Below are 14,874 nucleotides of genomic sequence, written 5' to 3'. Positions count from 1 at the left end.
AAAGATAAATATTTATCTGGGTAAAAACCGACAGTTTTGTTGTTAACTCTCACAACATATTACCTCATATTTTTCTTAGCAAAATTGTAGCAAAGCAAGCTGGATTTAGAACTTGATCCAAGTCAATAAAGGCCATAATTTCTGTAATTTTATTACCTTTTTAGGGGCTCGCTCTGCTAATTAATAGATTGTCAATGGGGTATTCTGTAATTTACTTACTAAAAGTATGGGCTTTAGACTGAGATCTAGCTCACCTTATTTGAATCTTAATAGACTAAGGATTTTACACTGATTTAACATTTAAAGTGGGCTGTTTTTGCGATGGAATATATTAGCTAGTGTTTACAAAAAACTGAGTTATCATTCTAGGTATTGAGAAATAATTCGGGTTATTTATTTCTATCAGCTTAGACATGCAGTTTTCGTGAATATAAACATGCTGTGAAAATATAGCTTTAGGGTGTTTTGTAATCACATTAATAGATATCGCCCCATAAAATGTTGAGTTTTGTCTTTTGGGGTGATACTTTTTGTTGAGTTGAACGTGTAACAATTTATTTAACAATAATGCGTGCCTCGGGATAAGGGCTTGGTTGTTTTGACAGCCATTAACAAGGTAAATAACAATAATATGAATGATGCGGCTGCATTAGATGTCTCTAATATCCATAAAGTATTTGGGGATAATGAGGTTCTTAAAGGGATCGATTTAACGGCTAGAAAAGGCGATGTTATTTCTATCATCGGCTCTTCGGGCTCAGGTAAAAGTACCTTTTTACGTTGCATGAACTTGTTAGAAACCCCTACTCAAGGGGAGATTTTGGTTCATGGCGAGCAAATTGCGTTTAAGCATTTGCGTAATGGGGAACGAATCCCTGCAAACAGTAAGCAAGTTGAGCTTGTTCGCTCCCGCCTATCGATGGTATTCCAAGGGTTTAACTTATGGTCACATATGACCGTATTGGAAAATATTGTGGAAGCACCTATTCACGTCTTAGGGGTACCAAGAAAAGAAGCGACTGAGCAGGCGGAAGCATTGCTGGAGCGAGTCGGCTTACATGATCGTAAAGATTATTATCCTGCTCATATGTCTGGTGGTCAGCAACAGCGCGCTGCGATTGCTCGAGCATTAGCGATGAATCCTGCAGTCATGTTGTTTGACGAACCCACTTCTGCGCTTGACCCTGAATTAGTGGGTGAAGTACTTAAGGTGATGCGCAGTTTGGCGGAAGAAGGCCGCACTATGCTGGTGGTTACTCACGAAATGGCTTTTGCTCGTGACGTTTCAAACCAAGTCCTATTTTTACATCAAGGCGTGGTTGAAGAGAAAGGCTCTCCGCAAAAAGTTTTCGAAAATCCCGATTCTGAGCGGATGCGTCAATTCCTCGCGCCCAACTATTAGTTTATGGAAGACAGGCGTTAATTCGCTGATAATGCAAACATTATGGAGTATTAAAATGAAAAAAACAGTAATCGCGATGATGGGTGTTTTGGCGCTCGCAAGCACGCCATTAATGGCCAAAGATTGGAAAGTAGTGCGTTTGGCGGTAGATGTGCCTTACGAACCTTTTGAGTACAAAGCGCCAGACGGCTCGCTAACTGGTTTTGAAGTTGATTTAGGGAATGCGGTTTGTGCTGAAATGAAGGTGAAGTGCGAGTGGGTTGTGCAGGCTTGGGATGGCATTATTCCTGGTTTACTTGCGCGTAAGTACGATGCGATTTTTTCTTCAATGTCTATCAATGAAGAGCGTGCGAAGAAAGTACTATTCTCTGAACCTTACTATATCACCCCAACTGGTTTTTTTGGTCCTAAAGCAAGTACCGTTGATCCTGCTAAGCCTGAAACATTGAAAGGTCTTAGAGTAGGGGTACAGCGAGGAACGATTCAAGATACCTACGCAACTGAGCATTACTCGAAGGTTGCGGATATTAAACGTTATACCACTGGTGATGATTTAGTGGTTGATCTTCAAGGCGGACGTATTGACCTTGTGGTGATTGATTATCCGGTAGGCGTAAGCTCGATTTTAGATGTCGATGCAGACAAAAAATTTATGTCAGTGGGTGAGCCTATTCCGCTTGGTAATGGCGTTGGTGTTGCTGCTCGTAAACGCGATAAAGCGCTTATCGAGATGTTTAACAAGGCGCTTGCTACGGTCAAGAGCAATGGAACCTACGATAAAATCAACGATAAGTACTTTGATTACAGTATTAAAATGTAGCTTTGCCTGACCATTAACCCGAGTATGACTCGGGTTAATTTTTAAGAGATTGATTATGCTTGACCTATATGGTTACGGCCCCTCTATTTTTATGGGCGCAATTGTCACCATCGAAGTGGCTTTCTTGTCTTTGGCGGTTGCCTTAGTGCTTGGTTTGTTGGCGGCAGTAGCCCGTCTATCTAAACATTGGCTGGCCAATGCTGTTGCTACTATTTATACCACGGTGATCCGCGGGGTACCCGATTTAGTATTGATGTTGTTAATATTTTTCGGGGCACAGATCATGGTTAATTCTGTTTCTGACTGGGTATACGATCGCTTTGATATTGAATATTACATCAACATTAATGAATTTGTAGCTGGTGTGACCACCATTGGATTTATTTTTGGTGCTTACATGGCTGAAACTTTTCGTGGCGCATTTTTGGCGGTCGATAATGGTCAAATTGAAGCGGGTAAGGCTTATGGTATGACTGCGTTACAAATATTTCGTAGAATTACGGTGCCACAAATGATGCGTCATGCGATCCCTGGGATCGGTAATAATTGGTTAGTCATGGTGAAAACGACCGCTTTAGTTTCGGTTATTGGTTTGGCCGATATGGTTCGTCTTGCCAAGGAAGCTGCGGGTGCGGTGCATGAACCATTTATATTCTTTATTCCTGTGGCTTTCGTTTATTTAGCCTTAACCAGTGTTTCTGAAATATTCTTAAAGCGTTTAGAAATTCGTTTTAGTGTGGGTACCGACAGGTAAGGTCTTAACTATGTATGAAATGATCGAGAACTTACTGGCGAGTAATGAGATCTTCACCTTAAGCACCGTTCTCACTTATTGGGATGGTCTGGTGATGACTGTTCAATTAACCTTTATGTCTCTAATTATCGGCCTTTTGTTGGCTATACCACTCGCGGTACTGCGGGCTTCTGATAATTTTTTTGTAAGCCGTAGTGTATGGATATTTACATATTTTTTCCGCGGAACACCTTTACTGATTCAGTTATATATTATTTATTATGGCGTCACCTACATCGAGGGCATTCAAGACTCAATGTTCTGGCCGATTGTGCGTGAAGCATTTTATCCTTGTTTATTAGCTTTTGTATTGAATACAGCTGCTTATACTACCGAAATATTTCGTGGTGCCATCGTGGCAACCCCTCGAGGCGAAATAGAAGCCGCTAAGGCCTACGGGATGTCTAATTTAGGCGCGATGCGTCGTATTATTTTACCAAGTGCTTTGCGCAGAGCATTACCAGCGTACAGTAATGAAGTGATCTTCATGTTGCATGCCAGCTCTATTGCGAGTGTGGTCACTATTATCGACCTCACTGGCGCTGCGCGGGACGTTTATGCAAAGTACTATGCACCATTTGAAGCATTTACTTTTGTAGCTGCGATATATCTTTCGCTTACTTTTATGTTGGTCTATGGTTTTAAGCAGTGGGAAAAGCGTTGGCACAGACACTTGCGCCCATTGAGTTAAGCCCTGTTTTAATCATACGATAGCAAGGGGCTTTGCCCCTTTTTTCATTGTTAATCTTTAACCTTCTACTGTTGGCCACTTTATAGGATGGACAGTGAATGATTACATTGCTAAAAAATGCTCAGATTTACACGTCACAGCTCTTTGGCAGGCGTTGTTACTTGTTCCATGGGCTGGATGCAGTTATCCCGAGTTCTTCGCTTACTTTATCTAGTGACCTGACGAATAGGCATACCTATCAGTCTAGTTATTCGGGTGAACGCTCCTAGACTGGCCATCATTTGTCCCCCTTACGTGTTGTAATGACGCAAGCTCAATTTTCCACTCAGTCGCTGCTTATAAAGGTACATTGCCGTTTCCGACAAGGAGCATTTAGATCTAGCGATTATTCAGCTTTCTCTTCCCCATTGCCATTAAGCTTTGTCCGAATATGTATTTCTTAATGAGGGCGGTACCATCGATCTCGTGGCGAGTATCAGCCCGCGATTTATCGCGCAGGGAGAAGTCTGCAGCGCTAAGGTTCTAGGGATTATTTTGAATAGCGGTTTAGATTGGCAACAAGTCAGTTTTGGAACGGAACCAATGTAAGCTTACTCTGAGTTTAATGCATAAGGAGAGTTGATTAAGATATCGTGTGGTGAATTGATTCGTTTTTATTAGCCAAGTGTGGTGTGGAACTCAAGGAGGATGAGCCTTTGGTGGAGATAGCGCTTTTGCTGATGAGTGAACATATCGCAAGATACAGGTTTTATTAGATAAAGGGCGATGGGTGGAGCGATGTTGCCGATTTAGTTGTGTTCGCTCGCGATCGTTCAGACATCTGCAGGTCGTCGGGGAAGGGAAATCTATTTGTCGCCGATGATTTTGCTGGCTCGTTTTTCATTGAGGCCTAGTGCATAATAGTGTCACTTGGTTTTTAGTAGAAGTAGCCCTATGACGTTTAAAGGATTTACGACTCAGCTGGTTCATTGTGACCGCCTAGCTGGGATCGAGGAGGGAGCGGTGCACGCGCCGATCCACAACTCGGTGCCTTATGGATATGCAGCCACTCAAGATCTACTTGATGTATTTCAAGGGAAGCAAGTCGGCCACGCTTATGCCCGCCAATCCACTCCTACCTTAGATTATTTGCAAGGCCGAATTGCGATGCTTGACCAAAGCATCGCCAGTTTGGTGTTTGCCAGTGGCATGGCTGCAATTGGTACGGTATTTCTAAGCTTGCTTAAGGCTGGTGATCATATCGTCGCGAGCCGTTTTCTATTTGGTAATACCAGTAGCATTTTTGGTACGCTCAAGGGTTATGGTATTGAGGTAAGCTTGGTTGATGCCACGGATCGAGAAGCGGTCGCCGCGGCTTGTCAAGTCAATACCAAGATGGTGTTTGTTGAAACGATTGCTAATCCGGCCACCCAAATTGTCGATTTACAAGGGATTGGTGAGTTATGTCAGCAGCGCGGATTAGTTTATGTTGTCGATAATACCTTAACTTCTTCCTATTTGTTTCAGCCAGCTTCCGTGGGCGCAAGTCTTATTGTCACTTCCTTGTCTAAGTATGTGGGCGGTCATGGCAATGCGCTTGGTGGCTCGGTGAGTGACACGGGGTTATTTGATTGGTCGAAGTTTCCTAATATTTTTGAGGCCTACCGTAGTGGCGATCCTAAAATGTGGGGGATTAATCAGATTAAGAAAAAAGGACTTCGTGATTTTGGTGGTGCCTTAAGTTCACAGGCTGCTCATCTATTATCGGTGGGCTCAGAAACGATGGCCTTACGGATGGAGCGCCAGTGTGCCAATGCAATGGCTTTAGCACGTTTATTAACCAAACACCCTAAAGTGGCTAAAGTGTATTATCCCGGCTTGGAGAGCCATCCTCAGCATCAACGCGCGAAAAGTTTGTTTAAACACTTTGGTGCATTAGTTAGTTTCGACTTGATTGAAGGGATTGATTGCGTTGCCTTTTTAGATAGGCTTCAGATCGTGATTAATGCGACTCATTTGGGCGACAATCGAACTTTAGCGCTGCCAGTCGCTCAAACTATTTATTACGAAATGGGTTTAGCAGCACGTCAAGCTTCAGGGATTAGCGAGACGATGATCCGTTGTTCGATTGGCATCGAAGATACGCTCGACCTAGTGACTGATTTTGAGCAGGCCTTATTGCAGTTTTAGATGGTGCTAGCACCGTGTTTAAAAAGCCTTGGCAACTGTTGCTCGGGCTTTTTATGAGTTATTTCTAGATCTATTTGGCTTGAGATGCCGAATGCTTAAGGGGTATCAATAGAAAGTAACTCCACTTCAAAAATAAGGGTCGATCCCGCTGGAATTGAGGCGATGCTGCGTTCTCCATAGGCTAAGTGGCTAGGGATAAAAAAGCGATATTTGTCACCCTCATGCATCAGTTGTAAGCCTTCGGTCCAGCCTCTAATGACTTGCCCTAAAGGAAATTGCGCCGGTTGCGCTCGCTCAACAGAGCTATCAAATACTAGGCCATTGAGTAGGCTCCCGTGGTAATGCACGGTCACGGTGCTGCTTGCTGAAGGTTTCGCTGACTTGCCTCTGTTTTCAAGAATTAGATATTGTAAGCCGGAGCTGGTACTTACAACGCCTTGTTGTTGAGCATTATTAGCCAAAAAATATTGACCAAGTAATTGATTACTTTTAATTATTTTTGCATGATTCTGCTGGCGAATATAAAACACAACAATCAAAATAGCGAGTATTGCTAATACAATAAATTTCAAAAAACTATCCTTTTCTATCAAGGGGGGCGGTTCGCAATAGCGACCAGTTTAAAGATACTGCCTACGGCTATAGCGCTGAGGTGAATCTTCAACTTTAACTGAAGTGTTGATTAAAATACATCACGAGTCACCGAAAATAATGCTGCTCATGGCGAGCTAGCGAGTCATTTTCTTCACAAATACTACAACAAATAAGGCGATGATAAAGCTACCGCTAAAGGCTTCTATTGCTGCAAAAACACGAGATAATCCTACAGGGGTAAAATCCCCATAACCTAGAGTCGTGAAGGTCACGACGCTGTAATACAAACATTCAAAGAAGGCGACCATGTTTTGAGTTGCTGTTTGATTAAGATCAAAGGTAACAATATTGCCGTTGAAATGGATGCCGGTAAACAGATAGACCAGAGCACTACTAAAAATAATCGCCAGAGAAGTAAAAATAACTCGCATCGGTAATTCACCATAGCCGCAGACTAAGTCGACTAGCTTTGAAATGGCTCTTGGATAGGAATACTTAGGCATTTGATAACGGCGCATGGTGAGTTCTTTACGTAAGAAATGTCCTGCGGTGGTAAACAGCCCTTCAGCCTCAGCACTTTTACGTAAACTTCGATAGACTTCTTCTGCTTGCTGGTAATAGTCATTCATTAACTCGATATCTTGCTTTTGTTCCGCTGTTAGGGCCAACTTTTCTTGCATGACACGCGCTCCAACCTTAAGGCTATCACACTTACAACCTTCCATTTTTGCACCCAGCAGGTTGGTTTGAGTTAGGTTTGCGTGATTAAGGTTAGCGTCGCGAAGGTCTGCCTTCATTAAACTGCCACCCTGAAGGTTAATATTAAACAAGTGGGCGGCTTTGAGGTTACAGCGATAAAGATCGGCACCAGTCATATCATAGCCTTGTTTACTGTTGTATTTGACTAGATTGATATCGCATAGTTGGGCTTTTTTAAGGCATATTCCACGCATTAATCCGCCATTTTGGGCGTAGCGTTCTAGTTGTTCTTTAATTTCGGGGCCAGTTTTATTTTCATTGGGATCGTGCCAAAAACACAATCCATTGCTCAAGGCCTTTTCATGGCAAGGGAGCCCTGAGTCATCTTGATACGAACATTGGTTATTTCGAACCATCTGATTCGCCTTCTTTGATATGTTTGCTCTGAGGTCGTGAGCAAGCCAGTGTTGGTTGCTTATTTAAGTGTAAGCCAAAAATTAGAGCTGTGAGATCTACCTTGATAGAAAATGCTAAAGTTGTTCAATAAAAACAATATATTAACTTTTGTTTTTACTACCAAACTGCTGAAATTCGTTCTTTAGCGTTGAGTAACGCTCGGCGTGATTTTCGTTGAGCTTCAAGCCATCGAGTAATTTGATGGTAACTTTACAATCGTTTAGCAATTGCCCACTGACGCCCTTATCTGAGAGATTGATTTGTTTCAAAATCGCTTGGATTTTATTGAGAATAGCCCCGGTGTTTCCCGGTGCGACCTGCAGGGCCTTGTCAAAGTGGCTTGTCGCTTCGTCATAACGTTGTTCTTCGTAGGCATCAATGCCCATTTTGTTGTATTCGCGAAACAGCCCAAGTTTCTGTTCAAAGTCCTCATCTTTTAAAACTTTATGTGCTGAGGATAGCGATATTGGATCAATATTATCGCGTTTTTCTAACTCTTCAGCAAAGGGCATTGCATATTCAAACTCTCCCACTGAATTTAAGGTGAGGAAGGTATCGGGTAGTAACTCAACCGCAACTTTTTCCGGAGAGTCGAGTAGGCCATCATTGCTGCTAAACAAGAGTCTTTTAGCTTTGTTTAATTCGCCTTTGGTCGCGTGTACTCTTGCTTGACTGATCCCTTCGAAAGCATCGAAATTAAAGTCTTCGTCTTTGCCTTCTTCTCGTCTGGCATGAAACAGCACTGAATTTACTTCTTGTAGTAAGCGGTTTTTACGGTATAGGTCTTCTTCGCCTTGGGCTTCATCAATTAAACTTCGTACATAGTTACATAAATGATGTGGCCCCCGATGAATAGAGCGGCGTGCCAATTGCAAAATAGTTGAGAATGTTTCTTTCGCTAAACTCAGTTCTCCAGCATCAATCGCTAGCGAGGCCAATAGTTGTTGGCGTTCAAGGCTGTTTACGGCTAATTTAGAAGCTTTTAGCACGGTTTCCAGGGCTTTTTCGATATTTCCCTCAGCGCGGTAGGCTCGAGCTAACCAGTCATATGCGGTGAGTAACAGTGGGCTTTCTGCGATGGAGCGGCTGAGCGTATCAATTGCTTTTTTATTTTCATCGAGTAGCAGATATACCCGGCCTAAGGTCGCTTTGGCCCAAGTTTGTTTTCGCTCTTTTAGGATCGCCTCTAACGCTAGTTTGGCGTTTTCATATTCCCCTAAAGCAATTTGTGCTTCTACCTTTAAGTTTTTACAGTAGTTGCTGTAACGACTCTCTTTCTCGATTTGTTGGTCACATAGCTCAATTACTTTGCTATAGTTTTTATCGGCCAGTGCGTGATAAATATCACGTAAGGACTGTCTTTTCAGGTGGGCTCTGGCTAAGCGATTGTGTAATTGAAACTGTGAAAATGGTTTGGTAATAAATTCGTCAGGTTCCATTTCAAGTGCGCTGAGCACCATACTCTTATTATTATCACCACTAATAATAAAAAATAATGCATCCACTTCGAGTAGTTTGCTGACGCGTAACTCTTCTAGTAATTGTCCGCCGTTTTTACCTGTACCTAGATTATAATCCACCAATAGAATGTCGAACTTTCGTTTTCGGCAAGCTTTAACGGCCGCTTCTCCAGTTGTCGCAAAATAGACATCGCTTGCTCCAAAGTTTTGTAGCATGGCTTTAAGCATCACTTGAAAAGCGCGCTGGTCATCAACGATGAGTATTTTTTTTCCGCTATAGTTGTATTGCGTTGCCATTACCGTGTTATCTAATCCTTTTTCGATATCCTAGCACAACTTTGCCAAGGTTGAAGCTGTGTAAGTATAGCGGCCTAGCTGCTTAAGCTTATCATTTATAAAACCTTGCCAAACTAGCAGTGCTTGATTTACTATTAAGGCGTTGATGAGTTTTTTAGCTTGTCAACACTGAGTCAAAGCCAAACTTGGAGTGATCCAAGGTCGGAAAGTTACAGATCTTGAGAATTATATTCTTAAGATGGCTGGACCGCCTTAGTTGAGTGGTTTTATTTACAACATTGTTGTTTAACCTCTCAGTGAGTTAGTCTATTTACCGTTTATTACTTTCCGTATTTGGTTGGAACGCCAAGCTAAGTTAGCTTGGCGTATTTGTTTGGCGCTTAGTCCTAAATATTTTCTCGTTCTATCTTCTATCTTCTATCTTCTATCTTCTATCTTCTATCTTCTGTTGCAAATCTAACTACTGATTTTCTGTCTTATTTTAAAATCTATTCATGAGCGGTTTACTTGGGTTCGGTTAAAATGAAGGTTAACCTGATTGTTGTGCAGCATCGCCATAACTTAGTGAGCATATTACTTGCTCGGCATTACTGAGAGGTTATCAAGCATGATGCTAAATTTAAGACATAAAAAAAGACACCTAAAGTGTCTTTTTTTATCAAGATGGTGGAGGGAGGTGGATTCGAACCACCGAAGCTTTCGCGACAGATTTACAATCTGTTCCCTTTGGCCACTCGGGAACCCCTCCTGCTTGTGGAGCGGCATATTACCAGAACTTGTTAAGCTGTAAAGTAAAAAAGGCGATAAATTTTATAGCTTAAGACTGTTTGCTTAATATCTGTTCATTTCGTGAATGTGAACTAAAGTTTTGTGTCTTTCTACCGATATAGGTAATCAGTAGAAGGGGGCGCAATGTTAGTTGAGCAGATAAGAAATCATAGTTTGTGTGATGAGTTGCAGTTAGGCGATACGCTTAATCGTTGCTCTCAGCAGGGTGATCTTGCTCATTTTCATCTGCTATTGAGTATGTTGAGCCAAAACGTTTGCGATCAGGCTCAATTTTCCATGCAAAAACCTGCGGCCGAACAAGTACAGCAAGATCTGCGAGCTCAATTGCAGCTTCGTGAAGCTCGCCCTCTAATTGCTCAGGCTGATGAGTTCGAAGTGCAGGCGAATTGGAGTCAGCATTTACAAAAGGGCTCAATTGATACGATTCGTTTGGAGCAAGCCTTAAATGGTTATGCCGCCTGCGCGGACGATACGCTCGATGGAGTTCGTGAAGAGGTCATGAATAACGTGAGTCTACTGACGCGGTTAAAACATGGCGCGGCTAGTAAACCACTGCAAGTCATACCCGATGTAGAAGTAAAAGGTAGTGAAATTTATCAAGTACTAAGCAACTTCGATTATTCGAAGCCGCTTAAAGTTAAATATTATAATTAGCGAAAAACTACAGTTCGATTCCCGTAAACAAATACTTTCTCATCGAGCACTTGTTGCATGGCGCGACTTAATACCGACTTTTCTACATCTCGCCCAGCTTTTGCCATTTCTTGCGCGCTGTAGGTATGGTCAATATGAATCACGTGTTGCTCTACGATAGGACCTTCATCTAGATCGTTATTCACGAAGTGAGCGGTAGCGCCAATGATTTTAACCCCTCTATCGTAGGCTTGTTTATAAGGTTTAGCACCAATGAAAGCTGGCAAGAACGAGTGATGAATGTTTAAGATCTTATTGCTGAACGCCTCGACAAATGTTGGTGTGAGGATCCGCATGTATTTAGCGAGTACCACATAGTCGGGTTGATATTGTTGGACAGTTTCAATGATCAGCTGTTCATGTTGCTCACGTTTTAATCCTTCATGACTAATGTAATGGAAGGGGATGTCAAATTTCTCAGTGAGCGCTTGTAGGATATCGTAGTTGCCTACAACTGCGGCAATTTCAACATTCATATCACCGTATACGGCTTTCATGAGTAAATCGCCTAAGCAATGTGCTTCTTTGGTGACCATGATCACGATGCGCTTGCGTCCGGCCCCGACTAAACGACGGGCGCTGCCAATAGGTAGTGCATTGTCTAAATCAGCGAGCAAAGTTTGGTCGTTAAAATAGCCTTCTAACTCGGTACGCATGAAGAAACGTCCCACTTCATTATCGACAAATTCGTTATTTTTAATAATGTTGAGTTGATGCTTGGCACAGATGTTGGTAATGGTTGAGATTAAACCTTTGGCATCTGGGCATTCGGTTAAAAGAATTTTTCTTTCCATGGTGTTTTCGATTTATTCAGCTTTAAAGTTAAGATTTTTTACAGCACTGTTTCAGTTTCTTCCCGCTCCCGCAGGGGCACGCAGCATTGCGAGCCAAGGGTGAAGGAGAAAATACACCATCGGTATAAAACCAATGTTCAGCAATTTTTGTGAAATTAGAGCGTTCATGCAAAATATTAAGTTGGCCTTGCTCGCGAAAATGAGCTTTAAACTCCACAATTCCGCTGTTGCCATCGAGTCGGTCGCAACTAAATAAAATTTCGAGTTTCTCCCATTGTGTCGCTTCCTCGGCGTTGAGTGCTAAGGGCTGCTCACTTGGACGAAAGTCCGGATGATGGCTTTGCCATAAGTAGTTCGCATCACCCAGAGTATAGGCACTATAGCGGGAACGCATTAGTTGCTCACAATGAGTCGGGCTTGATAAGCCGCTGATATAGGGTTGACAACATTGAACAAAGTTCAAGCCGCTACCGCAAGGGCAAACTAACACTCTGGAACCTCTAATTTGACTGAGGGCGAAGTGTAGCAAGAAGTTGGCAATAACACAGCTGAAAATTGCTTAGAGTTCGTTCGTTAGCGGCTTTCTTTTAGGCGGTGACTTTGAGATGTCGAGCAATAGAAAGTGAAAACTTGTATTGTAAATCGTTTTTTTTAAGCCTTCATCTGCGATCTATGGCTTGCTTAGGGACAAGTTAATCTTTGATAAATACATGTTTTGGTTAAAGCTAAGGCTTAAACGAGTTAAGCTTAAACGAGGTATTATGATTGCTAGGGAATTGAATTTGCGTACTAAATTTGTAATTGAGCCTTTGCAGCTTGGTTTGGCAGAGGCACTGCAAAATAAGATTGATTTGAAGACCAAGCCACAAGGTTCTTTGGGCCAATTGGAGTCATTAGCTTGTCAGTTAGGCCTGATACAGTCGACCCTTGAACCTGTGATCCAGCGCGCAAAAATGATTGTATTTGCCGCCGACCATGGGATTGCTTTAGCTGGGGTGAGTGCTTATCCACAAGCTGTGACGGCGCAAATGGTGCAAAACTTTGTGGAAGGGGGTGCGGCGGTTAATGTATTTTGTCGCCAGCACGGTTTTGCTTTTGAGATTGTTGATGTTGGTGTTAGCCAATTACTTTCAGAAGAGGGGGTTGCGTGTTGTAAAGTGGCAGCTGGAACAAAAAGTTTTTTAAGTTCAGACGCGATGACCCAAGCGCAATCGGAGCAGGCGATGGAGGTTGGAGTGGCTAGAGTTCGTCAAGCGGCCTTAGAGGGATCTAATTTATTGGCTTTCGGTGAAATGGGGATCGCCAACACAGCCAGTGCAGCCGCGTTGATGGCTGGTTGTTTGGGACTCCCGGTTAGCGATTGTGTTGGACGAGGCACTGGTTTAGATGACCAAGGTTTGGCACATAAAGTTGCGGTATTAGAGCAAGCAATGAACCATCATCGCGGAGATTATACGGCCGAACAATGGTTGGCGAAGGTTGGCGGTTTAGAAATAGCGGCCATTGTGGGGGCGATGCTTGAAGCCGCGAGTCGGCGGATGGTGATTTTGGTGGATGGTTTTATCTGTTCAGCTGCAGCGTTGGTTGCTTATCAAATCAATCCTCTGGTGAAACAATATATGGTGTTTTGCCACCAAAGCGCGGAACAGGCACATCAGCGTTTATTGAAGGCGATGGATGCTCATGCCTTGTTAGAATTGTCCTTACGTTTAGGTGAAGGGAGCGGCGCAGTATTAGCTTATCCCTTGGTTTGTTCCGCTGTCGCCTTTCTCAATCAAATGGCCTCATTTGAATCGGCAGGGGTGAGCCAACAGCAGGGCTAGCTAAGGTCCAAGGCTATTCTTGATTTTGCATGCAGAGAACATCTAGGCCATCGGTTTAAATCAATCGATGGCCATTGCTGCAAGTCGTTAATATTGAAAAGCAATCCTCGGTCGACTTGATATGGCTTGGCTCGACCGCAACACTGGAAGCGCTGAGTTAAGTGAGTTGTGCTTTCCTTGCCTGTTGGCAACCTTCGATGGCAGGGGCCAGCAGTTCTAAGGCGCTTTGATTACAAGCGGGCAGGCTGGCGGTGGATTGTTTGATTGGCGTCACTCGTTTTCCCCAGCGAATAACGGCCGCTCCCCAGGTGAGTCCTGCGCCAAAAGCTGCTAATAAGACATTGTCACCGGGCTTAATTCGACCTTGCTCTAAGGCTTCACATAAGGCGACAGGAACCGTTGCTGCTGAGGTGTTTCCGTATTTTTCAATGTTGATCATGATGTTTTCATCGGGGGCGCCAATTCGTTTGGCGAGAGCGTCGATGATCCGTAGATTGGCTTGATGAGGCACGATGAAGTTAAGTTCATGATTAGCAACTTGTGCCTGAGCCAAGACATTGCTGGCAGCTTCTCCCATACCTTTTACGGCACGTTTAAAGATTTCGGGCCCTTCAAACTGGAAGTTGTACAGGGTATCTACACCGCTAAAACGTTTGCGGTTGGTACCAAAATCCGCAATTGATAAAATTTCCCGTTTTTCACTGTCACAACCTAACTTAGCGGCTAAAAATCCAACTTTTTCTGGATCATCATTGGCTTCGATGATCACCGCTCCGGCACCATCACCGAATAACACAGCAGTATCGCGCTTGGTCCAATCGAGCAATTGACTGAGGCGCTCGGCACCAATTAACAATATTCTTTGCATTGCTCCTGTTTGAATTAAGGCCGCCGCAGTTTGTAGGCCGTAAACAAAACCGCTACAAGCAGCATTCATGTCAAACACGGCCGCTTGATCGGCATGTAGTAGCTGTTGCACGCGACTGGCACTGTTTGGCACTGTTGTTCCAGCTGTGCAGGTACACAAGATAATTGCATCGAGTTGTGCTGCATCTAAGTTTGCCGCAGCGAGAGCTTGCAAACCTGCATTGGCAGCTAGTTCGGCGATATCCACATGCGATATACAACGCTCTTTAATACCTGTTCGGCTACTTATCCACTCATCGGATGTGTCGATAAAAGTACTTAAATCGTGGTTAGATAGACGTGCAGGAGGCATACATTTGCCCCATCCGGTAATTTCGGCGTGATACATAAAGGCTAGAAACTCTCATACTATAATGTGCCAAGGATTATGCCTGATGCATGCTAAATAGCCAAATTGTCTGATTCTTGAGCTTGACTGGTTGGTTTTATGACTTAAGCTAGATATCCCAGTTTGAGTCTATTTTTTC

Annotated in this window: 13 protein-coding genes, 1 tRNA gene and 1 riboswitch; of the genes, 7 read left to right on the top strand and 7 right to left on the bottom strand. The window is 43.3% G+C overall.

All coding sequences use genetic code 11. The features are described from left to right. Nucleotides 1-631: 631 nt before the first annotated feature. The 5 genes from ACRRSW_RS15935 to ACRRSW_RS15915 all read left to right on the top strand — a co-directional run bounded on the left by ACRRSW_RS15935 (nucleotide 632) and on the right by ACRRSW_RS15915 (nucleotide 5,875). Nucleotides 632-1,402, top strand: a complete 771-nt coding sequence (locus tag ACRRSW_RS15935; RefSeq protein WP_432456158.1) for an ABC transporter ATP-binding protein — start codon at nucleotides 632-634, stop codon at nucleotides 1,400-1,402. Nucleotides 1,403-1,457: 55 nt separating this feature from the next. Further along, the gene (locus ACRRSW_RS15930; protein WP_432452258.1) at nucleotides 1,458-2,222 is read left to right on the top strand and encodes a transporter substrate-binding domain-containing protein; all 765 of its coding nucleotides are present in this window, start codon (nucleotides 1,458-1,460) and stop codon (nucleotides 2,220-2,222) included. A gap of 55 nt (nucleotides 2,223-2,277) precedes the next feature. Beyond that, a complete protein-coding gene (locus tag ACRRSW_RS15925; RefSeq protein ID WP_432452259.1) occupies nucleotides 2,278-2,976 on the top strand; it encodes an ABC transporter permease in 699 nt (232 codons plus the stop codon). A gap of 10 nt (nucleotides 2,977-2,986) precedes the next feature. Further along, the gene (locus ACRRSW_RS15920) at nucleotides 2,987-3,706 is read left to right on the top strand and encodes an ABC transporter permease (RefSeq protein ID WP_432452260.1); all 720 of its coding nucleotides are present in this window, start codon (nucleotides 2,987-2,989) and stop codon (nucleotides 3,704-3,706) included. 933 nt (nucleotides 3,707-4,639) lie between these two features. After that, complete coding sequence (locus ACRRSW_RS15915; protein WP_432452261.1) at nucleotides 4,640-5,875, top strand: cystathionine gamma-synthase family protein; 1,236 nt, start codon at nucleotides 4,640-4,642, stop codon at nucleotides 5,873-5,875. Nucleotides 5,876-5,970: 95 nt separating this feature from the next. On the opposite strand, the gene ACRRSW_RS15910 is transcribed toward ACRRSW_RS15915, so the two are convergent. The 4 genes from ACRRSW_RS15910 to ACRRSW_RS15895 all read right to left on the bottom strand — a co-directional run bounded on the left by ACRRSW_RS15910 (nucleotide 5,971) and on the right by ACRRSW_RS15895 (nucleotide 10,129). After that, on the bottom strand, nucleotides 5,971-6,447 hold the full coding sequence (locus ACRRSW_RS15910; protein WP_432452262.1) for an FKBP-type peptidyl-prolyl cis-trans isomerase: 477 nt from the start codon (nucleotides 6,445-6,447) through the stop codon (nucleotides 5,971-5,973). A 156-nt stretch (nucleotides 6,448-6,603) separates the two neighbouring features. Then, nucleotides 6,604-7,584, bottom strand: coding sequence for an ion channel (locus ACRRSW_RS15905; RefSeq protein WP_432452263.1), 981 nt, complete (start codon nucleotides 7,582-7,584; stop codon nucleotides 6,604-6,606). A 141-nt stretch (nucleotides 7,585-7,725) separates the two neighbouring features. Then, nucleotides 7,726-9,381: a response regulator gene (locus ACRRSW_RS15900; protein WP_432452264.1), complete on the bottom strand. Its 1,656-nt coding sequence runs from the start codon at nucleotides 9,379-9,381 to the stop codon at nucleotides 7,726-7,728. Between the two features lie 168 nt (nucleotides 9,382-9,549). Beyond that, nucleotides 9,550-9,636, top strand: a riboswitch (cyclic di-GMP riboswitch). Nucleotides 9,637-10,045: 409 nt separating this feature from the next. Beyond that, nucleotides 10,046-10,129, bottom strand: a tRNA-Tyr gene (locus ACRRSW_RS15895). A 164-nt stretch (nucleotides 10,130-10,293) separates the two neighbouring features. Here ACRRSW_RS15895 and ACRRSW_RS15890 point away from each other — a divergent pair. Further along, entirely contained in the window at nucleotides 10,294-10,824 is a 531-nt protein-coding gene (locus ACRRSW_RS15890; protein ID WP_432452265.1) for a VC2046/SO_2500 family protein, read from the top strand. On the opposite strand, the gene purU is transcribed toward ACRRSW_RS15890, so the two are convergent. After that, nucleotides 10,821-11,657, bottom strand: a complete 837-nt coding sequence (gene purU, locus ACRRSW_RS15885) for a formyltetrahydrofolate deformylase (protein WP_432452266.1) — start codon at nucleotides 11,655-11,657, stop codon at nucleotides 10,821-10,823. The genes ACRRSW_RS15890 and purU overlap by 4 nt on opposite strands. A gap of 28 nt (nucleotides 11,658-11,685) precedes the next feature. Beyond that, the gene (locus ACRRSW_RS15880) at nucleotides 11,686-12,147 is read right to left on the bottom strand and encodes a YchJ family protein (protein WP_432452267.1); all 462 of its coding nucleotides are present in this window, start codon (nucleotides 12,145-12,147) and stop codon (nucleotides 11,686-11,688) included. A gap of 292 nt (nucleotides 12,148-12,439) precedes the next feature. On the opposite strand from ACRRSW_RS15880, the gene cobT reads away from it, so the two are divergent. After that, on the top strand, nucleotides 12,440-13,480 hold the full coding sequence (cobT, locus tag ACRRSW_RS15875; RefSeq protein WP_432452268.1) for a nicotinate-nucleotide--dimethylbenzimidazole phosphoribosyltransferase: 1,041 nt from the start codon (nucleotides 12,440-12,442) through the stop codon (nucleotides 13,478-13,480). Between the two features lie 157 nt (nucleotides 13,481-13,637). Here the strand turns inward: cobT and ACRRSW_RS15870 are convergent, their stop codons facing one another. Continuing rightward, nucleotides 13,638-14,735, bottom strand: coding sequence for a ketoacyl-ACP synthase III (locus ACRRSW_RS15870; RefSeq protein ID WP_432459832.1), 1,098 nt, complete (start codon nucleotides 14,733-14,735; stop codon nucleotides 13,638-13,640). Nucleotides 14,736-14,874 lie beyond the last annotated feature (139 nt).

The sequence above is a fragment of the Agarivorans sp. QJM3NY_25 genome, from assembly GCF_050870875.2.
Taxonomy (GTDB): Bacteria; Pseudomonadota; Gammaproteobacteria; order Enterobacterales; family Celerinatantimonadaceae; genus Agarivorans.
Note: the sequence above shows the minus strand (reverse complement) of the source record. Positions and strands in the feature narration are given on the sequence as shown.